General features: G+C 58.4%; 20 protein-coding genes and 3 tRNA genes. 2 read left to right on the forward strand and 21 right to left on the reverse strand.

Annotation, left to right across the window (positions count from 1 at the left end):
- Nucleotides 1-50: 50 nt before the first annotated feature.
- The gene (locus J4P02_RS24735) at nt 51-347 is read right to left on the reverse strand and encodes a DUF6388 family protein (RefSeq protein ID WP_426195231.1); all 297 of its coding nucleotides are present in this window, start codon (nt 345-347) and stop codon (nt 51-53) included.
- Nucleotides 348-663: 316 nt separating this feature from the next.
- Here J4P02_RS24735 and J4P02_RS24740 point away from each other — a divergent pair, with 316 nt between their 5' ends.
- Nucleotides 664-1005, forward strand: coding sequence for a hypothetical protein (locus tag J4P02_RS24740; protein WP_426195233.1), 342 nt, complete (start codon nt 664-666; stop codon nt 1003-1005).
- A gap of 124 nt (nt 1006-1129) precedes the next feature.
- On the opposite strand, the gene J4P02_RS24745 is transcribed toward J4P02_RS24740, so the two are convergent.
- From J4P02_RS24745 to rlmE, 17 genes are all read right to left on the reverse strand, one after another.
- The gene (locus tag J4P02_RS24745; RefSeq protein WP_426195235.1) at nt 1130-1648 is read right to left on the reverse strand and encodes a hypothetical protein; all 519 of its coding nucleotides are present in this window, start codon (nt 1646-1648) and stop codon (nt 1130-1132) included.
- Between the two features lie 367 nt (nt 1649-2015).
- Nucleotides 2016-2091, reverse strand: a tRNA-Thr gene (locus tag J4P02_RS24750).
- A gap of 117 nt (nt 2092-2208) precedes the next feature.
- Nucleotides 2209-4314: a polyribonucleotide nucleotidyltransferase gene (gene pnp, locus J4P02_RS24755; RefSeq protein WP_426195237.1), complete on the reverse strand. Its 2106-nt coding sequence runs from the start codon at nt 4312-4314 to the stop codon at nt 2209-2211.
- Between the two features lie 197 nt (nt 4315-4511).
- The gene (gene rpsO, locus J4P02_RS24760; RefSeq protein WP_011059205.1) at nt 4512-4781 is read right to left on the reverse strand and encodes a 30S ribosomal protein S15; all 270 of its coding nucleotides are present in this window, start codon (nt 4779-4781) and stop codon (nt 4512-4514) included.
- Nucleotides 4782-4921: 140 nt separating this feature from the next.
- On the reverse strand, nt 4922-5839 hold the full coding sequence (gene truB / locus J4P02_RS24765) for a tRNA pseudouridine(55) synthase TruB (protein ID WP_426195240.1): 918 nt from the start codon (nt 5837-5839) through the stop codon (nt 4922-4924).
- A gap of 3 nt (nt 5840-5842) precedes the next feature.
- A complete protein-coding gene (gene rbfA, locus J4P02_RS24770; protein WP_426195242.1) occupies nt 5843-6244 on the reverse strand; it encodes a 30S ribosome-binding factor RbfA in 402 nt (133 codons plus the stop codon).
- 158 nt (nt 6245-6402) lie between these two features.
- Entirely contained in the window at nt 6403-8916 is a 2514-nt protein-coding gene (infB, locus tag J4P02_RS24775; RefSeq protein WP_426195244.1) for a translation initiation factor IF-2, read from the reverse strand.
- 27 nt (nt 8917-8943) lie between these two features.
- The gene (nusA, locus tag J4P02_RS24780; RefSeq protein ID WP_426195246.1) at nt 8944-10425 is read right to left on the reverse strand and encodes a transcription termination factor NusA; all 1482 of its coding nucleotides are present in this window, start codon (nt 10423-10425) and stop codon (nt 8944-8946) included.
- A gap of 47 nt (nt 10426-10472) precedes the next feature.
- A complete protein-coding gene (gene rimP / locus J4P02_RS24785) occupies nt 10473-10931 on the reverse strand; it encodes a ribosome maturation factor RimP (RefSeq protein WP_426195248.1) in 459 nt (152 codons plus the stop codon).
- A 129-nt stretch (nt 10932-11060) separates the two neighbouring features.
- Nucleotides 11061-11137 (reverse strand) — tRNA-Met (locus J4P02_RS24790).
- Nucleotides 11138-11233: 96 nt separating this feature from the next.
- Nucleotides 11234-11319, reverse strand: a tRNA-Leu gene (locus J4P02_RS24795).
- A 29-nt stretch (nt 11320-11348) separates the two neighbouring features.
- The gene (secG, locus tag J4P02_RS24800) at nt 11349-11732 is read right to left on the reverse strand and encodes a preprotein translocase subunit SecG (protein WP_426195419.1); all 384 of its coding nucleotides are present in this window, start codon (nt 11730-11732) and stop codon (nt 11349-11351) included.
- A gap of 4 nt (nt 11733-11736) precedes the next feature.
- Nucleotides 11737-12492, reverse strand: a complete 756-nt coding sequence (tpiA, locus tag J4P02_RS24805; protein WP_426195250.1) for a triose-phosphate isomerase — start codon at nt 12490-12492, stop codon at nt 11737-11739.
- Nucleotides 12493-12558: 66 nt separating this feature from the next.
- Nucleotides 12559-13896: a phosphoglucosamine mutase gene (gene glmM / locus J4P02_RS24810; protein ID WP_426195252.1), complete on the reverse strand. Its 1338-nt coding sequence runs from the start codon at nt 13894-13896 to the stop codon at nt 12559-12561.
- Nucleotides 13897-13912: 16 nt separating this feature from the next.
- Entirely contained in the window at nt 13913-14764 is an 852-nt protein-coding gene (gene folP / locus J4P02_RS24815) for a dihydropteroate synthase (protein WP_426195254.1), read from the reverse strand.
- Between the two features lie 8 nt (nt 14765-14772).
- Nucleotides 14773-16677 carry an ATP-dependent zinc metalloprotease FtsH gene (ftsH, locus tag J4P02_RS24820; protein WP_426195256.1) on the reverse strand — a complete coding sequence of 635 codons (1905 nt, stop codon included), beginning with the start codon at nt 16675-16677 and terminating at the stop codon, nt 14773-14775.
- A gap of 201 nt (nt 16678-16878) precedes the next feature.
- Nucleotides 16879-17508: a 23S rRNA (uridine(2552)-2'-O)-methyltransferase RlmE gene (rlmE, locus tag J4P02_RS24825; protein ID WP_426195258.1), complete on the reverse strand. Its 630-nt coding sequence runs from the start codon at nt 17506-17508 to the stop codon at nt 16879-16881.
- A 104-nt stretch (nt 17509-17612) separates the two neighbouring features.
- Here rlmE and yhbY point away from each other — a divergent pair, with 104 nt between their 5' ends.
- Nucleotides 17613-17921, forward strand: coding sequence for a ribosome assembly RNA-binding protein YhbY (yhbY, locus tag J4P02_RS24830; RefSeq protein ID WP_426195260.1), 309 nt, complete (start codon nt 17613-17615; stop codon nt 17919-17921).
- Nucleotides 17922-17933: 12 nt separating this feature from the next.
- Here the strand turns inward: yhbY and J4P02_RS24835 are convergent, their stop codons facing one another.
- From J4P02_RS24835 to carB, 3 genes are read right to left on the reverse strand one after another with little or no spacing between them, the layout of a single operon-like run.
- A complete protein-coding gene (locus J4P02_RS24835; protein WP_426195262.1) occupies nt 17934-18338 on the reverse strand; it encodes an MFS transporter in 405 nt (134 codons plus the stop codon).
- A 28-nt stretch (nt 18339-18366) separates the two neighbouring features.
- Complete coding sequence (gene greA / locus J4P02_RS24840) at nt 18367-18843, reverse strand: transcription elongation factor GreA (protein ID WP_426195264.1); 477 nt, start codon at nt 18841-18843, stop codon at nt 18367-18369.
- Nucleotides 18840-22061, reverse strand: a complete 3222-nt coding sequence (gene carB, locus J4P02_RS24845) for a carbamoyl-phosphate synthase large subunit (protein WP_426195266.1) — start codon at nt 22059-22061, stop codon at nt 18840-18842. The genes greA and carB overlap by 4 nt, the downstream gene beginning before the upstream one ends.
- Between the last annotated feature and the right edge of the window lie 113 nt (nt 22062-22174).

Raw genomic sequence — 22174 nt, forward strand, 5'->3', positions numbered from 1 at the left:
TTCAAGCTACAAGACACTTGCAGCTTGAAGCTTGCGACTTGCCGCTGCGCTCAAGCGTCTATTTCGTTGAGTTCCAGGTAGTCCTGGAGGTCCATGCCGAGTGCTTCAGCAACCTCCTGATGCACTTCCAGGCGCATGGCCTTGAGCTCTTCCGGGCTCTCGGCCACCAGATCGAGCACCAGTTCCCACGGCTCGATGCCGCGTGACTCCGCCTCGTCCTCAAATGCCCATTGCGCCTGCTGCTTCTGCTCTTCGGGGCTCAGGGCGCTGATTTCCTCTTGCAAGGAAGGCGTGGCAGCCAGGTACCGTTCAAGCGCTACGTCGATTCTCGCTTCTTTAGGAATCATCTCGTTCTCTCTGATCATGGGAATGGAGGATGGATCTGTATCGTCAGGATCTCTCTGCCGAAAAACCGTTGAAGCCTTGATCTATCGGGCCTGCAGAACCATTCGGGATCATCTGAAAACAGCATGCTGGTACTCAGACAGAAGCCGAATATAGGACCTTTGCCCGAGGATTTATATGACTCGATGCAGCCTTTACTGAAAAACCAGCCGTTTCCGTTTCGATATGGCAGGGCTGCCAGGTAGGTTGCGGGAACCAGGTGTCATCCATGCAGTCATAGCGATGTGCCATATCGGCACTTCACAAGGAAGCTCAGTGATGCCCAGTCGTTCAAAGCCAGCGTCAGCCCTCCTTTCAATCAGCATGACGGCGCTGTTGCTCGGTAGCATGGCACTCCCCCTGCCGGCCCTGGCGGCCATTGATTACCAGGGCAGCAGTTCCTCGTCCTCCGATCAGCTCGGGGTCATCCATCGCGACGCCCACGGAACCTACACGCTGCATAGCTCAGGCTACAGCAGCGCTGACTTGGAGAAACTGCAGGACCAGCTGAAAAGCACCCATACCGAGATGGAGAAGCTGCAGAGCACCATCAGTGATCAGGCCCGAACGATCGAGGAGCTCAAGCGCAGCGTGAACGATCTCAGCAGCAGGGTGAAATAAACCGCGACTTGAAACGCCAAGCCCGCAGCTAGCGGGCTTGGTCTTATGCATCTTGTGGCGGAGACAGAAAGCGAATCCGGGGTAAAGAACCAAGATGAGTCGGTTGGCTCAGATGGGGTCACGCTCAGCCTGCTGCTGTTGCTTTTCTCAAGCAAGCGCCTGTTTTCCCGACCTCGATAAACCTTCTTAGGTTATCAAGAATATCGTATTCCTGAACTTCCCCATCGCGGGTAATGAGCATCCCGGCCTTAACCAACCATAGATGCCCTTCCTTGCTTTGATTAGGAATGACAGACACCACGATATTGAACTTTGAATTCCCCGGAAGGGGCCTGGACACCTTAGCTTCCGCAAAGTTGAACGTGAGTTGATTATCAACTGGCGAGACACTCTGCGCACTGACAATAGGCAGTTTGGCACTTGCAGCCGAAGGAAACTTAGCGGAATACAGCACACTTCCGCCCTGTACCTCCTTGGTTATTTCCAAGAAATATTGTTCGAGGTCTTTCGCATTGGTTGGCGTGGTGCATGCGTCGCCTTCGGCTGCAAAATATTTTCCTTCAAACTCATAAGCTGGCTGCTTCTCGCAGGCGGCAAGGGACAGCGACACGACTCCGATTAAAGCCAACTTCCACGTCTTCACACTGAACACTCCATGATTCCCAGGCGTCATTATGGGCAATAGCCTTCACGGGCACCACCTGAATCACGGACAGCATCAAGCATTAGCATGGGCAACTGAGCGCAAATTTTCCGCTGACACAAAAGCCAGCGTTACTTGTGCGCCGAAGACGCTATAGAGCTTAAATATGTTATGCAGGGTACAGACGAGAGAAGATTAGTTGAGGAAAACATCTCTTACGCATAAACACCCATAAAATATGAGGCGCACTTAAACAACCAACTACAAGAGTGCTTAACTGAATAAAACAGCAAACTCTGAAGCGTCCAGAATGAACTCTGGTGAATGCCCACCCTGAACTCTCAACGCTCAGGCTAAACCCTATAACTGGTGCCGGAGACAGGAATCGAACCTGCGACCTTCGCGTTACGAGTGCGCTGCTCTACCGACTGAGCTACACCGGCGTGGGCTAAAACCTAGCACTGGTGCCCGGTAGCGGCAACCAGGAGGTTTTCTGCGGATAGCAAAACGCCCCGAACCAGTCGGGGCGTTTGCTTGTGCAGCGTCAGGCTAGAGGGCGATTAAACGCCCGAAGCCTTGGCAGCCGCCACGTCCTTGATGGACAGCTTGATACGGCCGCGGTTGTCCACGTCCAGTACCAGCACTTCCACTTCCTGACCTTCCTTGAGGATGTCGGTGACTTTCTCGACGCGAGCATCGCTCAGCATGGAGATGTGCACCAGACCGTCCTTGCCCGGAAGGATGTTGACGAAGGCGCCGAAGTCGACGATGCGCTCAACCTTGCCGACGTAGATCTTGCCGATCTCGGCTTCCGCGGTGATGCCCAGAACGCGCTGACGCGCGGCCTCTGCAGCTTCCTTGGTTTCGCCGAAGATCTTGATCGAGCCGTCGTCTTCGATGTCGATCGAAGCCTTGGTTTCTTCGCAGATCGCGCGGATGGTGGCGCCGCCTTTACCGATGACGTCACGGATCTTGTCGGTGTCGATCTTCATCGCGATCATGGTCGGTGCGTTGGCCGACAGTTCGCTACGGGATTGACCGATGATCTGGTTCATCTGGCCGAGGATGTTCAGGCGAGCTTCCAGGGCCTGGCCCAGGGCGATCTCCATGATTTCTTCGGTGATGCCCTTGATCTTGATGTCCATCTGCAGCGCGGTAACACCCTTGGCGGTACCGGCCACTTTGAAGTCCATGTCGCCCAGGTGGTCTTCGTCACCCAGGATGTCGGTCAGGACGGCGAATTTCTCGCCTTCTTTCACCAGACCCATGGCGATACCCGCAACCGGCGCCTTCATCGGTACACCGGCGTCCATCAGGGCCAGGGAAGCACCGCACACGGAAGCCATGGAGCTGGAACCGTTGGATTCGGTGATTTCCGACACTACGCGGATGGTGTAGGGGAACACGTCGGCGGCTGGCAGCATGGCCTGGACCGAACGACGGGCCAGACGGCCGTGACCGATTTCACGACGACCAGCGCCGCCCATGCGACCACACTCGCCCACCGAGAACGGAGGGAAGTTGTAGTGCAGCATGAAGGGGTCTTTCTTCTCGCCTTCCAGGGTGTCCAGCAGCTGTGCGTCGCGGGCAGTACCCAGGGTCGCAACAACCAGGGCCTGGGTTTCGCCACGGGTGAACAGAGCCGAACCGTGAGTCTTCGGCAGCACGCCGACTTCGATGTTCAGCGGACGTACGGTGCGGGTGTCGCGGCCGTCGATACGTGGCTTGCCGTTGACGATGTTTTCGCGAACGGTGCGGTATTCGATCTCGCCGAAAGCGGCTTTGACGTCGCCGGCGGAAGGCTGGCCTTCTTCACCGGAGAGCTTGGCGACCACTTGGTCTTTCAGCTCGCCCAGGCGGGCATAACGGTCGGCCTTGACGGTGATGGTGTAGGCCTGGGAGATGGCTTCGCCGAACTCGGCACGGATAGCGCCCAGCAGTTCGGTGGCTTCTGGGGCAGCAGCCCAGTCCCAGGTTGGCTTGGCGGCTTCGGCGGCCAGCTCTTTGACAGCCTTGATCACCGACTGGAATTCGTCGTGGGCGAACAGCACGGCGCCCAGCATCTGGTCTTCGGTCAGCTCTTTGGCTTCCGATTCAACCATCAGCACGGCTTCTTCAGTACCGGCCACGACCATGTCCAGGCTGGAAGCAGCAAGCTGCTCGTAGGTCGGGTTCAGCAGGTAGCCGGTGCTTTCGTGGAATGCCACGCGAGCGGCGCCGATCGGGCCGTCGAACGGAATGCCGGAGATGGCCAGGGCAGCCGAGGTACCGATCATCGCAGCGATGTCCGGATCGGTCTTCTTGCTGGTGGAAACCACGGTGCAGACAACCTGCACTTCGTTCATGAAGCCTTCTGGGAACAGCGGACGGATCGGACGGTCGATCAGACGCGAAGTCAGGGTTTCTTTCTCGGAAGGACGGCCTTCACGCTTGAAGAAACCGCCAGGGATCTTACCGGCAGCGTAAGTCTTTTCCTGGTAGTGAACGGACAGAGGGAAGAAGCCCTTGCCTGGATCGGCTTGCTTGGCGCCAACCACGGTCACCAATACGCTGACGTCGTCGTCAACGGTGACCAGCACTGCGCCGGAGGCTTGACGGGCGATACGGCCAGTCTCGAGGGTTACGGTCGACTGACCGAACTGGAATTTTTTGATTACCGGGTTCACGGTGTCCTACCTTCTTTGTGGCTCTTGGGGAAACTGGTGTCTTGCGAAATTCTTGGGCAATGGCGGGAATCGGCCCAGCCTTTATTGTCCAGGTAAAACGGTGTTGCAGATAAAACTTGAGGCTGGAAGCCTGCCATACGCCGGCGGAAAAACCGCTGACGCATGGCAAGCAACCAACCTCATAGCGCAATCGCTGATTAGCGACGCAGACCCAGACGACCGATCAGGGTGCTGTAACGGCTCAGGTCCTTGCCTTTCAGGTAGTCCAGCAGCTTACGACGCTGGTTTACCATGCGGATCAGGCCACGACGGGAGTGGTGGTCTTTACCGTTGGCCTTGAAGTGACCTTGCAGTTTGTTGATGTTGGCGGTCAGCAGTGCAACTTGCACTTCTGGCGAACCAGTGTCACCAACAGCTTGCTGGTAGTCGGTTACGATCTGAGCTTTTTCTTCAACGCTGAGTGCCATGTGGGCAATCCTTATATCAGGAAACCGTTCAAGAACGGTTTCAACAGGCCAGGGACAAATCCCTGTATCTATAAATGAGTAGTGACCGTGCCTGTTGACAGCCACCCTCGCCAGCCTGCTGTTACACAGGCTGGTTCCGGTCATTCTGACCGAATCAGGCGACGCGGCGCGATGCGCCCGTCTTCGCTCACTTCACCGATACCGATAAAGCGACCGTTGTGATCCTGTACTCGCACCATGCCGAACTTCGGTGCGTCCGGGGCACGTACCGGCTGGCCATTGAGCCAGTAGAAGGCACTGTGTTCCGAGAACTGCAGCAGCGGCCAATCCAGCAAGCCGCTGTCCGATGGCATCAGGAAGCGATCCACCGCTTCATTGCCGCCTTCAGCGTGCACCGCCTCGAGCTCTTCCAGGGTGACCGTCTGGGCCAGGCTGAAAGGCCCGGCCTGGGTCCGTCGCAGTTCTGCGACGTAAGCACCGCAACCCAGTTTTTCACCGATATCTTCCACCAGGGTGCGGATATAGGTGCCTTTGCTGCAGTCCACCGCCAGGCGGGCAGTGTCGCCTTCGAAAGCGAGTAATTCCAAGCGCGCAATAGTAACAGAACGCGGTTCGCGCTCCACCACTTCCCCTGCACGAGCCAACTTGTAGAGGGGCTGGCCGTCACGCTTAAGCGCCGAGTACATCGGCGGTATCTGTTTGATTTCACCGCGAAATTCGGGCAAAACCGCTTCGATATCGGTACGACCAACGGTCACCGCCCGCTCCAGCAGAACCTCACCTTCGGCATCTGCAGTGGTGGTGGTCTTGCCCAGTTGCGCCAGGGTTTCGTAACCCTTGTCGGAATCGAGCAGGTATTGCGAGAACTTGGTGGCCTCGCCGAAGCACAGCGGCAGCACGCCGGTGGCCAGGGGGTCGAGGCTGCCGGTATGACCGGCCTTTTCGGCATTGAGCAACCAACGGACCTTCTGCAAGGCCGCGTTGGAGGTGAAGCCCAGCGGCTTGTCCAGAAGGATGATGCCGCTGACGTTACGACGGATACGCTTGACCTGAGCCACCGCTTACTCCTTGGCGTCTTCAGGGGCAGGCGCGTCGCCATGCTGGCTGTCTTCAGCCACGGCACGCTCGATCAGGGCCGACAGGTGTGCCCCGCGGGCTACGCTCTCGTCGTAATGGAAGTGCAGTTGCGGCACGCTGCGCAGCTTCATTTCCCGGGCCAGTTGCATGCGCAGGAAACCTGCCGCCGAGTTCAGCACCTTGATGCTCTGGGTGATTTCCTCAGGATTCTCCTGACCCATCACAGTGATGAAGATCTTCGCGTGGCCGACGTCGCGGCTGACTTCCACGGCGGTGATGGTCACCAGGCCGACACGTGGATCCTTGACTTCACGGCGGATCAGTTGCGCCAGTTCGCGCTGCATCTGATCACCGATACGTTGGGTACGGCTGTATTCTTTTGCCATGTCTTGTTACCTGTTACTGCCTCACGGCGAAACCCGTGTGGTCTGAAAGCGGCAAACGCCCGGCCTGGCAGAAGCCGGACCGGGCGTTGCGTTTGAGGCCGCTGGCGGCCCCGGGCATGTTGTTGCCACGGGCCACCAGGGCTCTTGAAGTGCGCGAGTCAGAGGCTGCGAGCAACCTGAACCTTCTCGAAGACTTCGATCTTGTCGCCGACCTTGACGTCGTTGTAGCTCTTCACGCCGATACCGCACTCCATGCCGGAACGCACTTCGGACGCGTCATCCTTGAAGCGGCGCAGGGATTCCAGCTCGCCTTCGAAGATAACGATGTCTTCACGCAGTACACGGATTGGACGGTTACGGTGCACGACACCTTCGATGACCATGCAACCGGCGATCGCACCGAACTTCGGCGAGCGGAACACGTCGCGAACTTCGGCAATACCCAGGATGTTCTCGCGAACGTCGCTGCCGAGCATACCGGTCAGGGCTTTCTTGACGTCTTCGATGATGTCGTAGATCACGTTGTAGTAACGCATATCCAGACCTTCCTGCTCGACGATCTTGCGCGCGCCGGCATCGGCACGCACGTTGAAGCCGAACAGTACAGCGTTGGAGGCCAGTGCCAGGTTGGCGTCGCTTTCGGTGATACCACCGACGCCGCCGCCCACTACGCGCACTTGCACTTCGTCGTTGCCCAGGCCATTCAGAGCGCCCTGCAGAGCTTCCAACGAACCACGGACGTCGGATTTGAGGACGATGTTAAGCGTCTTCTTCTCTTCCTGGCCCATGTTTTCGAAGATGTTTTCCAGCTTGCCGGCGTGAGCACGGGCCAGCTTGACTTCGCGGAACTTGCCTTGACGGAACAGAGCCACTTCACGGGCTTTCTTCTCGTCAGCCACTACGCTCATCTCGTCGCCAGCGTCCGGGGTACCGTCCAGGCCAAGGATCTCGACCGGAATGGAAGGACCGGCTTCCTTGATTGGCTTGCCGTTCTCGTCGAGCATGGCGCGCACGCGGCCATAGTTCGAACCCACCAGCACCATGTCGCCTTGACGCAGAGTACCGTCCTGAACCAGCACGGTCGCTACCGGGCCACGGCCCTTGTCAAGACGGGACTCGACTACCACACCACGGCCTGGAGCCGAAGGAGTGGCCTTGAGTTCCAGTACTTCAGCCTGCAGCAGAACAGCTTCCAGCAGGTCGTCGACGCCGGTACCCATTTTCGCGGAGACCGGTACGAACGGGGTATCGCCACCCCAGTCTTCGGACGTCACGCCGTGAACCGAGAGCTCACTGCGGATACGATCCAGATCAGCGCCTGGCTTGTCGATCTTGTTCACCGCAACCACCAGCGGAACGCCGGCAGCTTGTGCGTGCTGAACGGCTTCAATGGTCTGCGGCATTACGCCGTCGTCCGCTGCAACCACCAGGATCACGATGTCGGTAGCCTTGGCACCACGAGCACGCATGGCGGTAAACGCAGCGTGACCCGGGGTGTCGAGGAAGGTGACCATGCCGCGATCGGTTTCTACGTGGTAGGCACCGATGTGCTGGGTGATGCCACCGGCTTCGCCCGCGGCCACTTTGGCGCGACGGATGTAGTCCAGCAGCGAGGTCTTACCATGGTCAACGTGACCCATTACGGTCACGACCGGCGCACGGGCAACCGCTTCACCTTCGAACTTCAGGGACTCGGCCAGGGAATCTTCCAGGGCGGTGTCGCTGATCAGGGTCACTTTGTGGCCCAGTTCCTCAGCAACCAGCTGGGCAGTTTCCTGGTCCAGTACCTGGTTGATGGTGGCTGGAGTACCCAGCTTGAACATGAACTTGATGACTTCGGCAGCCTTCACCGACATCTGCTGGGCCAGTTCGCCCACGGTGATGGTTTCGCCGATCTGCACGTCACGAATCACAGGACCGGTAGGGTTCTGGAAGCCGTGGGCATTGCGTTTCTTCAGCTTGGCCTTACCGCGACCACCACGACGGAAGCCATCGCTTTCTTCGTCGGTGGTACGTGGGGCAACGCGAGGCGCAGGCGCCTTTTCCTTGACCGAGGCGCGATGTGGAGCGTTCTTGCGCTCGCCATCGCCGCCACGACGGTTGTCGTCGTTACGGGTTTTATCCGGACGACGCTGCTCGTCCTTCTTGCGTGCGTCAACCGCAGGAGCGGCTACCGGCGCTTCCTGCACGGTCTCTACAGCTACAGGCTCGGGAGCCGGGGCTGCAACTGCTGCGACCACAGGTTCGGCAACCGGAGCAGGCTGGCGACGCGCTTCTTCTTCGGCGCGGCGCTTGGCTTCTTCTTCAGCCTTCTGGCGGGCAGCGTTTTCTACTGCGCGACGTTCTTCCAGCTCGCGCTGACGCTCGGCTTCGATTTCTTCCGGGCTGCGCTGCACGAAGACTTTCTTCTTGCGCACTTCAACACTGATGCTCTTGCTGCCGGCAACCCGCAGGGTGCTGGTGGTCTTGCGCTGCAAAGTAATTTTGCGTGGTTCTTCCACTTTCGCCTTGTGACTGCTTTTCAGGTGAGTCAGCAACGATTGCTTCTCACTGTCACTCACATGTTCCTCGGCGGCGGTGTGCGGCAGACCTGCCTCACGCATCTGCTGCAACAGGCGCTCTACCGGTGTTTTGACCTCATCGGCCAGTTGTTTCACCGTGACTTGCGTCATGCACTTCTCTCCTCAGGCCGCGCCTAATTACTCGAACCAGTGGGCTCGGGCGGCCATGATCAACTTGCCGGCACGATCATCGTCAATGCCGTCGATGTCGAGCAGGTCGTCAATAGACTGCTCGGCCAGGTCTTCGCGGGTAATGACGCCGCGCACCGCCAGTTCCATCGCCAAATCCTTGTCCATACCCTCAAGCGAGAGCAGGTCTTCGGCCGGATGGGCGTCTGCCAGCTTTTCCTCAGTAGCGATGGCTTTAGTCAACAAGCGATCCTTGGCACGAGCACGAAGCTCGTTGACGATGTCTTCGTCAAAGCCGTCGATGTTGAGCATTTCTTCCAGCGGTACGTAGGCAATCTCTTCCAGGCTGGTGAAGCCTTCATCAACCAGAACCTGTGCCAGTTCTTCGTCGACTTCCAGCTCGTCGATGAAGTTGCGCAGGATGTCGCCGGTTTCTGCTTGCTGCTTGGCCTGGATGTCCGATTCGGTCATCACGTTCAGGGTCCAGCCAGTCAACTGGCTGGCCAGACGCACGTTCTGACCACCACGACCGATGGCCTGAGCCAGATTGTCTGCGCCTACGGCGATGTCCATGGCATGGGCATCTTCGTCGACGATAATTGCCGCGACTTCAGCCGGCGACATGGCGTTGATCACGAACTGTGCCGGGTTCTCGTCCCACAGGACGATATCCACACGCTCGCCACCCAGCTCGCCGGAAACGGCCTGGACGCGCGAACCGCGCATGCCGATGCACGCGCCCTGCGGGTCGATGCGCTTGTCCTTGGAGCGAACGGCGATCTTGGCTCGCGAACCCGGATCACGGGAGGCGGCCATGACTTCGATCAGGCCTTCGGCAATTTCAGGCACTTCGATACGGAACAGCTCGATGAGCATTTCCGGCGCGGTACGCGACAGGATCAGCTGTGGGCCGCGGTTTTCGGTGCGGATCTCCTTGAGCAGCGCACGCAGGCGCACGCCAACCCGGAAAGTCTCGCGGGAGATGATGTCTTCACGGGCCAGCAGCGCTTCAGCGTTGTTGCCCAGGTCGACGATCACATTGTCACGGGTTACTTTTTTCACGGTGCCGGAGATGATCTCGCCCAGACGCTCGCGATAGGCATCAACCACCTGTGCACGCTCAGCTTCGCGAACCTTCTGCACTATGACCTGCTTGGCAGTCTGCGCAGCGATGCGGCCGAACTCGATGGACTCGATCTTTTCCTCGATCACATCACCGACCTTGGCATCGGGATGAGTTTCGCGGGCCTTGCTCAGCCAGGTTTCCACCGCTGGATCATCCAGATCGGCTTCCTCGACCACCGTCCAGCGACGGAAAGTCTCGTAGGAGCCGGTGTGGCGATTGATATCCACACGCAGGTCCACTTCGTCTTCAAAACGCTTTTTGGTAGCAGTGGCCAGGGCCAGCTCCAGCGCTTCAAAAATCACGCTTGCCGGTACACCCTTTTCATTGGATACCGACTCAACAACCAGCAGTACTTCTTTGCTCATCGTACGCCTCGCCTTTCGCAAGCCATTGGATCCGCGGGATCCGCGTCTCAGTCAAAACTGGGAATAATGTTGGCCTTGTCGATCATATCGATCGGCAACAGGAACTCGTGGTTATCCACCTGCACCACGACGTCCTGCTCCTCCACCCCGCGGAGAAGGCCCTGAAAATTACGCCGACCTTCGAAGGGCGAGCGCAGCTTGATCTTCACTTGCTCACCGACATACTTGGCAAACTGTTCCAGGGTGAACAGCGGGCGTTCCATGCCAGGCGAGGAAACTTCAAGGGTGTATTCGACGGAAATCGGATCTTCTACGTCGAGGACACCGCTGAGCTGACGGCTGACAATGGCACAATCGTCCACCAGCACGCCGCCTTCCTTATCGATATAAACGCGCAACATTGAGTGGCGGCCCTGAGCCGAAAACTCGATACCCCAGCATTCATAGCCAAGGGCCACGACCACCGGGGCCAACAAGGCCTGCAACTGTTCTAGCTTGCTCGACACCTGAACCCCCTCGCGCATGCTTATGCAAATAAAAAATGGGCGAAACGCCCATCCCGGAAACGCCGTTGAATAGCGGCGTATAAAGAATCCAGCTAACAAAAAGCCCCTGAAAAGGGGCTCCGCTAAAACTGGTTGCGGGGGCCGGATTTGAACCGACGACCTTCGGGTTATGAGCCCGACGAGCTACCAGACTGCTCCACCCCGCGACAAAGCTGGGGCGAAAGTATACGACCGATCCCTTTTTGGGTCAATGTAACCTTCCACCTACAAGAAAGCCCGCAACAGCGGGCTCTCCTGATAATTGGTACCGAGAAGGGGACTCGAACCCCTACACCCTATGGGCACAACCACCTCAAGGTTGCGTGTCTACCAATTCCACCACCTCGGCATAGACTACGTTACTGCGTAAAACCCTTCTTACTTCTGCTCTGGAGCTGGAGGTACGTCAGTCGCAGTATTTGCCGACTTTTGCTCTTGGAGCACCGGGACATCATCAGAAGCCGGTTTTTGCTTTGGTACTTCCAACACTGCTGGATTTGGCAAACCTACTTGAGTCAGCTCATGAGCTTTCTCTTTAGCAAAGTAACCTAACCCCAAGCTGGTTATGAAGAAACCGGCGGCAAGTATAGCAGTAAACTTACTAAGAAAGGTAGAGGAACCTTGGCTTCCGAACACAGTATTTGAAGCACCTGCACCGAAAGACGCGCCAGCATCCGCACCTTTACCCTGCTGCAGCAAAACCAGAGCAACTACGCCCAGCGCACCCAGCAGATGAAAAACGACTACGACTGTTTCCAGCATTTTTTCAGTTTCCCGCGGCGCGACAAATCGCACCGAACTCATCTGCATTCAGGGAAGCTCCACCAATGAGCCCCCCATCGATATCCGGCATGCCGAACAGTTCGACCGCATTGGCCGCTTTCACGCTGCCGCCGTATAGAAGCCGCACTCCTCGTGCCACTTCAGAATTCTCTGCCGCCAACTGCGCGCGGATGGCGGCGTGCACATCCTGCGCTTGCTGCGGTGTTGCAGTCAGCCCGGTGCCAATGGCCCAGACCGGCTCGTAAGCGATAACAGCATTGGCGAATGCACCAACACCCAACTCTTCGATAATGCTGCCCAGCTGACGCCCGACAACCTCTAGAGTCTTCCCGGCTTCGCGCTGCTCGAGGGTTTCCCCTACACACAGAATCGGCTTCAGGCCACAGGCCTGCGCTGCCGCGAACTTGCGATTGAGGGTCACGTCACGCTCGCCCATGATAAGGCGGCGCTCGGAGTGCCCAATCAGCACCAGGGAACAACCTGCATCCACCAACTGACTCGGCGCGATCTCGCCCGTCAACGCACCTTGCATGGATTCCACCGCAGAGTTCTGCGCGCCGACCTGAATCGACTTGCCTTTCAAGCCATCAATCACTTGATTGATATACAAGCAAGGCGGGAAAACCGCGACATCAACACCGCTAGGCAAGGCCAGATGACGAAGGCCGTTGATCAGCTCAGCGACGCTGGCGCGGGTACCGTGCATCTTCCAGTTACCAGCAACCATAGGGCGGCGCATGCTTTACCTCGTCGGTCAAAGTGGGCGCAGATGTTACCCAACCAAAACAACACTGGCAAGCTGAAATCAGGCAGAAACTTCAGCAACCAGTTTTGCCAGCTCATCGGCATAGGCCCGAACTTGAGCCTCGTCACTACCTTCGACCATGACACGCACCAAAGGCTCGGTACCGGATTTACGCAACAGAACCCGGCCACGCCCTGCCATGGCGGCGGTCACACGCTCGCACGCCTGCTTGACAGCTGGATGCTCGACCGGATTCTCCCCACCGCCAAAACGCACATTGACCAGCACCTGAGGGCACTTGCGCACCCCTTGACGCGATTGCGCCAGGCTCTCACCGCGCGCCTTGAGCGCCATGAGCACTTGCAGCGCGGCAATGATCGCATCCCCGGTAGTGGCGTGACGGAAGCACACGATATGTCCGGAGTTTTCACCCCCCACCAGCCAGTTACGCTCCAGCAGTTCGGCAATCACATAGCGGTCACCGACATTGGCCCGGACAAATGGAATGCCCAGATCCGCCAGGGCCAGCTCCAGCCCCAGATTGCTCATGAGGGTTCCGACTACGCCGCCCTGCAGCTTGTCACGCTCATGCAGATCACGAGCGATGATGAACAAGAGTTCGTCACCATCGACGATGGCGCCTGTCTGGTCGACCATCAGCACTCGGTCGCCATCACCATCAAAGGCAATGCCCAGATCCGCATGCTCGGCCAGAACCGCAGCCTGCAGTTGCGCCATATGGGTCGAACCGCAGTTCTCGTTGATGTTCAAACCATTGGGCTGTGCAGACAGCACGGTGACCTGCGCCCCCAGCTCACGGAAGACGCTGGGGGCCACTTTGTAGGTTGCACCGTGGGCGCAATCCAGGACGATCTTCAATCCGGCAAAGCTAGTGCTGGATGGCACGCTGCTCTTACAGAACTCGATGTAGCGCCCCGAAGCATCGTTGATCCGCGACACCTTGCCGAGCTTGCTCGATTCCACAACGGTCATCGGAGCGTCCAGCAACTCTTCGATCATCAGTTCGACTTCATCAGGCAACTTGGTGCCTTCACCCGAGAAGAACTTGATGCCGTTGTCGTCATGGGGATTGTGCGAAGCACTGATGACGATACCGGCTTCGGCGTGAAAGGTACGCGTCAGATAGGCAATGGCCGGGGTCGGCATTGGCCCTAGCAGCATGACGTCCGCACCGGCAGCAGACAACCCGGCCTCCAACGCCGACTCGAACATGTAGCCCGAGATGCGCGTGTCCTTGCCCACCAGCACACGACAGGCGCCCATGCTGCGAAAGGCCATGCCTGCGGCCCAGCCGAGCTTGAGCATGAAATCAGGAGTAATAGGGTATTCACCCACACGACCACGAATGCCGTCGGTGCCAAAGTATTTCTTAGTCATAGGTACTCCATCATTCTTATTCGGCGGATTGCACTGCCGTAATCATTCGCACCACGTCCACGGTCTCAGCGACATCATGAACCCGGATAATCTTCGCGCCCTTGGCCACCGCTAGCGCCGCAAGCGCCAGACTGCCGTGCAAACGTTCAGCCACAGGACGATTAAGGGCCTGACCGACCATGCTTTTGCGCGACACCCCAACCAGGAGAGGTCGCCCCAGGGCATGCAGGGCCTCCATATGCTTGAACAGACTCAAGTTGTGCTGGAGGTTTTTGGCAAAACCAAAACCGGGATCAAGGATGATCCGCTCGGCATCTATCCCTGCAGCAGCGCAGGCCGCCACGCGCTCGGCCAGGAATACCCCAACCTCTCGGGTGACATCCTGATAGTGCGGATTGTCCTGCATATCTCCCGGCTCGCCGAGCATGTGCATCAGACAGACCGGCAGGCCAGTAGCCGCCGCCGCATCCAAGGCACCATCACGCCGCAGCGCACGCACATCGTTGATCAGCCCCGCACCAAGGCGAGCGGTTTCACGCATCACTGCCGGAGTCGAAGTATCAACCGAGATGATCACATCCAGCTCACGATGCATGCGCTCAACGACTGGCGCTACACGCTCCAGTTCCTCGATCGGCGAGACGACTCGAGCGCCCGGGCGCGTGGACTCGCCACCGATATCGATCAGCGTAGCACCCGCAGCAACCATAGCCTCGGCATGGCGCAACGCGACATCCACCTGGCTGAAGCGGCCGCCATCGGAAAAGGAATCAGGGGTTACATTGAGGATTCCCATGACATGCGCATGGGCCAAATCAAGAACCCGGTTGCCGCAAGGCAACCGGGTAGAGGAAGAAGCTGAAGTCATTTAAAACCTTAGTGGTCGGCAGCTGGGCCGCCAATGGGTGTTTCCGGACGTTCGTTTTGCACCACCGGAGGAGTAGTGCCCGAACCGCCCTCCCAATCACGAGGTTCACGCGGAGTACGACCAGCCATGATGTCGTCGATCTGATCGGCATCGATGGTTTCATACTTCATCAAGGCATCCGCCATGGCGTCCAGCTTGTCGCGGTTGTCGGTCAGGATCTGCTTCGCAGTGCCGTAGCACTGGTCAATGATGCTGCGCACTTCGGAGTCGATCAGCTTCGCCGTTTCAGCGGAAACACTGGCGTGCTGGCTGCCAGCGCTGCGCCCCAGGAACACCTCGCCCTCTTCTTCGGCATACATCAGCGGGCCGAGCTTCTCGGACAGGCCCCATTTGGTCACCATGTTCCGGGCAATTTGACTGGCACGCATGATGTCGTTGGATGCACCGGTGGTCACGCCATCGAAGCCCAGGGTCATTTCCTCGGCAATACGACCGCCGTAGAGCGAACAGATCTGGCTGATCAGCGCACGCTTGGAAAGGCTGTAGCGATCCTCTTCCGGCAGGAACATGGTGACACCCAGGGCCCGGCCACGAGGAATGATCGAGACCTTGTAGACCGGGTCATGCTCAGGCACGACACGACCAACAATTGCGTGACCGGCTTCGTGATAAGCGGTGTTCTGCTTTTCCTTCTCGGACATGACCATGGATTTGCGCTCGGCGCCCATCATGATCTTGTCCTTGGCCAGCTCGAATTCCTTCATTTCAACGATGCGCTTGCCGCTGCGCGCGGCGAACAGCGATGCCTCGTTCACCAGGTTTGCCAGGTCGGCACCGGAGAAGCCCGGCGTACCACGAGCGATCACCGCTGGCGCAACGTCTTCGCCCATGGGCACCTTGCGCATGTGTACCTTGAGAATCTGCTCACGACCACGGATATCTGGCAGGCCAACCACCACCTGACGGTCGAAACGACCAGGTCGCAGCAGCGCCGGGTCCAATACGTCCGGACGGTTGGTCGCGGCAATCACGATGATGCCGTCGTTCATCTCGAAGCCGTCCATCTCTACCAGCAACTGGTTGAGGGTCTGCTCACGCTCGTCATGACCACCGCCCATGCCGGCACCACGGTGGCGACCAACGGCATCGATTTCGTCGATAAAAATGATGCAAGGCGCATGCTTCTTCGCCTGTTCGAACATGTCGCGAACCCGGCTAGCACCCACACCCACAAACATCTCGACGAAGTCGGAGCCGGAGATGGTGAAGAACGGCACCTTGGCCTCACCAGCAATGGCTTTGGCCAACAGGGTCTTACCAGTACCCGGAGGACCGACCATCAGCACACCGCGAGGAATACGACCGCCCAAGCGCTGGAATTTGCCCGGATCACGGAGAAACTCCACCAACTCACCGACTTCTTCCTTGGCCTCGTCGCAACCAGCAACGTCAGCCAGGGTAGTCTTCACCTGATCTTCGGACAGCAGGCGCGCCTTGCTCTTGCCAAAGCTCATGGGCCCGCCTTTACCACCGGCACCGCCCTGCATCTGACGCATGAAGAACATGAAGACCGCAATAATCACCAGGATCGGGAAGCTGGCTACCAGCAGCTGAGTCCAGATGCTCTGCTGCTCTGGCTGCTTGCCTTCGACCACAACATGGTTGTCTACCAGGTCGCCAATCAGGCCGTTGTCCTGAATCGCAGGACGGATGGTCTTGAAGCTGTCGCCATCGTTGCGTTTGCCGGTAATCACGTAGCCATCAACCGCTACGCGCTCGACCTTGCCATCCTTAACTTGCTGGATGAAGTCGGAATAGTTGAGGGTCTGCGGCTCGTTAGGGCTGGAGAAGTTGTTCATCACCGTCACCAGGACGGCAGCGATGATCAACCACAGGATCAGATTCTTTGCCATGTCGTTCAATTAACTACCCTCTGAAGCAAGCTCCGCTACTGGCGCGCGCTTCGCATGATATTCACCGGCCTAACTTACTACATTACCTACAGCTCTGGCAGGCGCTGTCTGTAACCCTATGTGAAACCTAGACTACACAATATGCGCTTAATCTGACGGGGCGAAATACGAAAATCCTATTGCCCCATCTAAAACCCTTACTTACTCCTCGCGACCACGGAAGCCGCGAGCCAACAGGTACTGCTCTCGAGAGCGATCACGGGAGGATGTCGGTTTGCGCATCTGCACTTTATCGAACATCCGCCGAACACTCTTGTGGTACTCATCAAAACCTTCCCCCTGGAAGATCTTGATCAAGAAATCACCACCTGGACGCAATACGCGACCGGCAAGATCCAGCGCCAGCTCACACAGGAACATAGCCCGAGGCATGTCCACCGCTGGTAACCCACTCATATTGGGGGCCATATCGGAAATCACAAGGTCGACCTCGGAATTTCCAACCGCTTCGAGAATTCGCGCCAACACTGCATCTTCGGTGAAATCCCCCTGAATAAAGGTCACATCGGGGATGCTGTCCATTTCCAGGATATCGGAAGCAATCAAACGCCCCTGCCCACCAATCAGACGACTGGTCACCTGCGACCAACCGCCCGGGGCGGCACCCAGGTCGACAACACTCATTCCAGGGCGGATAAGACGGTCCTTCTCCTGGATCTCCAGCAGCTTGTAGCTGGCACGGGAACGGTACCCATCTTTTTGCGCCATCTTGACGAATGGGTCGTTGAAATGCTCTTTCAGCCAGTTCTGGCTGGTTTTGGAACGGGCCACGGGCCACCTCAAATAAAACGGGTCGTGATTAACTGGGCGGTCCCGGACTCGCTCGGGTAAACTGGCCGCCGCTTTTTTACAAGATCAGACGCAGGGGTCAGATTATGCCGCTCACTCAAGAGCAGAAGAAACAGTACAAATCCATTGGCCACCATCTGAAACCAGTATTGACTGTGGCTGACAACGGTTTGACCGAAGGTGTATTAGCCGAACTTGAACGCGCCTTGAGCGATCACGAGCTGATCAAGGTCAAGCTCAACATCCTTGAGCGCGAATCGCGCCTGGAAGCCATTGCCCAATTGTGCAAGGCCGGCAAGGCAGATCTGGTACAGGTCATCGGCAAGATGGCGCTGATCTACCGCAAGAACGCCAAGGTAAACAAGCAACTGTCGAACGTCCATCGTTTCCACTGACGTCGACTCGGGTCAAGGGTGTGCCTGGCGCACCCTGCCACCCCACCCTGGCACTGGTTGCAACACCAGCACCAAACCGGAAAAGCCCAGAATCAGATAGCTGAACAACTGCCAGCGCTGAGCTTCCGGCAACAGAATGCGTACGCTGAAATACATCGCACACGCATAGATCGCCATCAACAGCAGTTGCCCTCGAATATCCCGCCACAAACTCCTCACGCCCTCGGACTGGATCAACACCAGGGCCTGCAGAACAAGGCACGCCGCGGCAAACCCCACCAGCAACGCACTGAGCAGTGCCGAAACTTCTTCGATAAGCAATGGCGCGAGGCCAATCTGCCCCAGAGCGGGCAACAGACCGAGATGCAGAAACCATAAGCCGCCGACCCACAACATCTGGGCCAGCTGCCAAAGCATGGCGCCCGCATGCAGCGGGCGCCTTCTTTCAGATGTGGCGGACTTCGACAATCTCGTACTCGATAACGCCACCAGGCGTTTTCACTGCCACCACATCACCCTCTTCCTTGGCGATCAAGGCGCGAGCGATAGGCGAACCGACGGAAATCTTGCCGAGCTTGATATCAGCCTCGTCCTCACCAACGATCTGGTAGGTCACGCTTTCGTCGGTTTCGACGTTGGCGATCTCCACGGTGGTACCAAAGATCACCTTGCCGGAATGAGGAATGGTCGTGACGTCGATGACCACCGAATTCTGCAAACGACCTTCGATATCACGGATCCGCGCTTCGACCATGCCTTGCTGTTCGCGAGCGGCATGGTATTCAGCGTTTTCCTTCAGGTCACCCAACTCGCGGGCCGTGCCGATGTCCTGGCTAAGCTTAGGACGCACGACCTTGGTCAGGTGAGTATGTTCTTCTTCCAGGGCGCGAGCGCCCTGGACGGTCATCGGGTATTTATTCATGCCTTCAATCCTGCGTGTAGATCCTGCAAGCGGCGCACGGTTTTTTCAGGACCGAACTTCAACGCTTCACAGATAGCTTCGCCAGCAGCAATGGTGGTGGTGCAGTAGATCTTGTGCTGCAGGGCGTTACGACGAATGGAGTAGGAGTCGGCGATCGACTGACGACCTTCAGTGGTGTTGATGATCAGAGTGACTTCGTCGTTCTTGATCATGTCGACCACGTGCGGACGACCTTCGGTCACCTTGTTCACGCGACGCACTTTCAGGCCTGCCGCCTCGATCACCTTGGCAGTGCCCGCAGTGGCGACCACTTCGAAGCCCAAGTTGATCAGATCACGGGCCACGCCCGCAACCAGCGGTTTGTCATCGTCGCGCACGCTGATAAAGGCAGCCCCGCCGGTCGGCAGTACTTCGCTGGCGCCCATCTGGGCTTTGGCAAAGGCCTCGCCGAAGGTATCGCCCACGCCCATCACTTCGCCGGTGGACTTCATTTCCGGGCCGAGGATCGGGTCGACACCCGGGAACTTGGCGAACGGGAATACCGCTTCCTTGACGCTGTAGAAGTTCGGAATGATTTCCTTGGTGAAGCCCAGCTCTTTCAAAGTCTTGCCGGCCATGACCCGCGCCGCGATCATCGCCAGCGAAGTACCGATGCACTTGGAAACGAAAGGCACGGTACGCGAGGCACGCGGGTTGACTTCGATCACATAGATCTTGTCGCCCTGCAGGGCCAGCTGCACGTTCATCAGGCCGACTACACCCAGCTCCAGGGCCATTTTCTTGACCTGCTCACGAACCTCATCCTGAACATGGGCCGGCAGCGAGTAAGGCGGCAGGGAGCATGCCGAGTCACCGGAGTGAACACCGGCCTGCTCGATGTGCTGCATGATCGCACCGATCACCACGTCGGTACCGTCACAGACCGCATCCACGTCCATCTCGATGGCGCAGTTGAGGAAGTGGTCCAGCAGCACCGGGCTGTCGTTGGACACCTGCACGGCTTCGCGCAGGTAGCGCTTGAGTTCGTCCAGCTCGTAGACGATCTCCATGGCCCGGCCGCCCAGTACGTAGGACGGGCGCACCACCAGCGGATAACCGATGGTGCCGGCAGCACGAATGGCTTCGTCTTCGCTGCGCACGGTGGCGTTTGGCGGCTGGAGCAGGTTCAGGCGCTGAACCATCTGCTGGAAGCGCTCGCGGTCTTCGGCACGGTCAATGGAGTCTGGGCTGGTACCGATGATAGGCACGCCAGCCTCTTCCAGGGCACGAGCCAGTTTCAGCGGAGTCTGGCCGCCGTAGTGGACGATCACGCCCTTCGGCTTCTCGACGCGCACCACTTCCAGCACGTCTTCCAGGGTCAGCGGCTCGAAGTACAGGCGGTCGGAGGTGTCGTAGTCGGTGGAAACGGTTTCCGGGTTGCAGTTGACCATGATGGTCTCGTAACCGTCTTCGCGCAGGGCCAGTGCCGCGTGCACGCAGCAATAGTCGAACTCGATGCCCTGGCCGATACGGTTAGGACCGCCACCCAGGATCATGATCTTGTCGCGGTTCGACGGATTGGCCTCGCACTCTTCCTCGTAGGTCGAGTACAGGTACGCGGTGTCGGTAGCGAACTCGGCCGCGCAGGTGTCGACGCGCTTGTAGACCGGGAACACTTCCAGCTTGTGACGGTGACGACGCAGGTTCTTGTCGGTGATACCCAGCAGCTTGGCCAGACGCTGGTCAGAGAAGCCCTTGCGCTTCAGGCGCAGCATCAGCGCCTTGTCGATATTGGCCAGACCCAGGGTCTTGACCTTCTCTTCGTCCTTGATCAGGTCTTCCATTTGCACCAGGAACCAATGATCGATACCGGTCAGGGCAAAGATTTCATCGCAGCTCATGCCCGAACGCATCGCGTCGGCCACGTACCAGATACGCTCAGCGCCCGGAACGGTCAGCTCGCGCTTGAGAATGCCGGCAGCATCAGGGCTGGCCAGGTCGACTTTCGGGTCCAGGCCGCAAACACCCACTTCCAGACCGCGCAGGGCTTTCTGCAGCGACTCCTGGAAGGTCCGGCCGATGGCCATGACTTCGCCCACGGACTTCATCTGAGTGGTCAGGCGGGCGTCGGCTTTCGGGAATTTCTCGAAGGCAAAGCGTGGCAGCTTGGTCACGACGTAGTCGATCGACGGCTCGAAGGACGCTGGAGTGCGGCCGCCGGTGATGTCGTTCTGCAGCTCGTCGAGGGTGTAGCCGATAGCCAGCTTGGCGGCGATCTTGGCGATCGGGAAGCCGGTGGCCTTCGAGGCCAGGGCCGAGGAACGCGATACCCGCGGGTTCATCTCGATCACTACCATACGGCCAGTGTCCGGGCAGATACCGAACTGCACGTTGGAGCCGCCAGTTTCCACACCGATTTCACGCAGCACCGCCAGGGAGGCGTTGCGCATGATCTGGTATTCCTTGTCGGTCAGGGTCTGTGCTGGGGCAACGGTGATCGAGTCACCGGTGTGCACGCCCATCGGATCGAAGTTCTCGATGGAGCAGACGATGATGCAGTTGTCCTTTTTGTCGCGGACCACCTCCATCTCGTACTCTTTCCAACCGATCAGGGATTCGTCGATCAGCAGTTCCTTGGTTGGCGACAGATCCAGACCACGGGCGCAGATTTCTTCGAACTCTTCACGGTTGTAGGCGATGCCGCCGCCGGTGCCGCCCATGGTGAAGGACGGACGGATGATGCAGGGGAAGCCCAGCTTGTCGAGGACCGCATTGGCCTCTTCCATGCTGTGGGCGATACCCGAGCGCGGGCATTCCAGACCGATGGACTTCATGGCCTTGTCGAAGCGCGAACGGTCTTCAGCCTTGTCGATGGTGTCGGCATTGGCGCCGATCATTTCCACGCCGAACTTCTCCAGAACGCCTTCGCGCTCCAGGTCCAGGGCGCAGTTCAGTGCCGTCTGGCCGCCCATGGTTGGCAGCAGTGCGTCCGGACGCTCCTTCTCGATGATCTTGGCAACGGTCTGCCATTTGATCGGTTCGATGTAGGTGGCATCGGCCATGGCCGGGTCGGTCATGATGGTGGCGGGGTTGGAGTTCACCAGGATGACGCGGAAACCCTCCTCGCGCAGGGCCTTGCAGGCCTGGGCGCCGGAGTAGTCGAATTCGCAGGCCTGGCCGATCACGATCGGGCCAGCGCCGAGAATCAGGATGCTTTTAATATCTGTACGTTTTGGCATGGGTTGTCACTCAAATCCGCAGGTCAGTCGGCAAGCCGTCTTGAACATTCTCTGAGACACCCGAGGGGACTCCACCGGACTTGCCGGGGCCGCCCTCAGGCGTTGCTCGCTAC

The sequence above is a fragment of the Pseudomonas sp. NFXW11 genome (assembly GCF_049887815.1).
Lineage (GTDB): Bacteria > Pseudomonadota > Gammaproteobacteria > Pseudomonadales > Pseudomonadaceae > Aquipseudomonas.

Bases quoted from the DNA above. Each gene is read 5' to 3' on its own strand.
- J4P02_RS24735 (WP_426195231.1), bottom strand. From the start codon at position 347: ATGATTCCTAAAGAAGCGAGAATCGACGTAGCGCTTGAACGGTACCTG.
- J4P02_RS24740 (WP_426195233.1), top strand. From the start codon at position 664: ATGCCCAGTCGTTCAAAGCCAGCGTCAGCCCTCCTTTCAATCAGCATG.
- rpsO (WP_011059205.1), bottom strand. From the start codon at position 4,781: ATGGCACTCAGCGTTGAAGAAAAAGCTCAGATCGTAACCGACTACCAG.
- rbfA (WP_426195242.1), bottom strand. From the start codon at position 6,244: ATGGCAAAAGAATACAGCCGTACCCAACGTATCGGTGATCAGATGCAG.
- infB (WP_426195244.1), bottom strand. From the start codon at position 8,916: ATGACGCAAGTCACGGTGAAACAACTGGCCGATGAGGTCAAAACACCG.
- nusA (WP_426195246.1), bottom strand. From the start codon at position 10,425: ATGAGCAAAGAAGTACTGCTGGTTGTTGAGTCGGTATCCAATGAAAAG.
- secG (WP_426195419.1), bottom strand. From the start codon at position 11,732: ATGCTGGAAACAGTCGTAGTCGTTTTTCATCTGCTGGGTGCGCTGGGC.
- tpiA (WP_426195250.1), bottom strand. From the start codon at position 12,492: ATGCGCCGCCCTATGGTTGCTGGTAACTGGAAGATGCACGGTACCCGC.
- glmM (WP_426195252.1), bottom strand. From the start codon at position 13,896: ATGACTAAGAAATACTTTGGCACCGACGGCATTCGTGGTCGTGTGGGT.
- folP (WP_426195254.1), bottom strand. From the start codon at position 14,764: ATGACTTCAGCTTCTTCCTCTACCCGGTTGCCTTGCGGCAACCGGGTT.
- ftsH (WP_426195256.1), bottom strand. From the start codon at position 16,677: ATGGCAAAGAATCTGATCCTGTGGTTGATCATCGCTGCCGTCCTGGTG.
- yhbY (WP_426195260.1), top strand. From the start codon at position 17,613: ATGCCGCTCACTCAAGAGCAGAAGAAACAGTACAAATCCATTGGCCAC.
- J4P02_RS24835 (WP_426195262.1), bottom strand. From the start codon at position 18,338: ATGCTTTGGCAGCTGGCCCAGATGTTGTGGGTCGGCGGCTTATGGTTT.
- greA (WP_426195264.1), bottom strand. From the start codon at position 18,843: ATGAATAAATACCCGATGACCGTCCAGGGCGCTCGCGCCCTGGAAGAA.
- carB (WP_426195266.1), bottom strand. From the start codon at position 22,061: ATGCCAAAACGTACAGATATTAAAAGCATCCTGATTCTCGGCGCTGGC.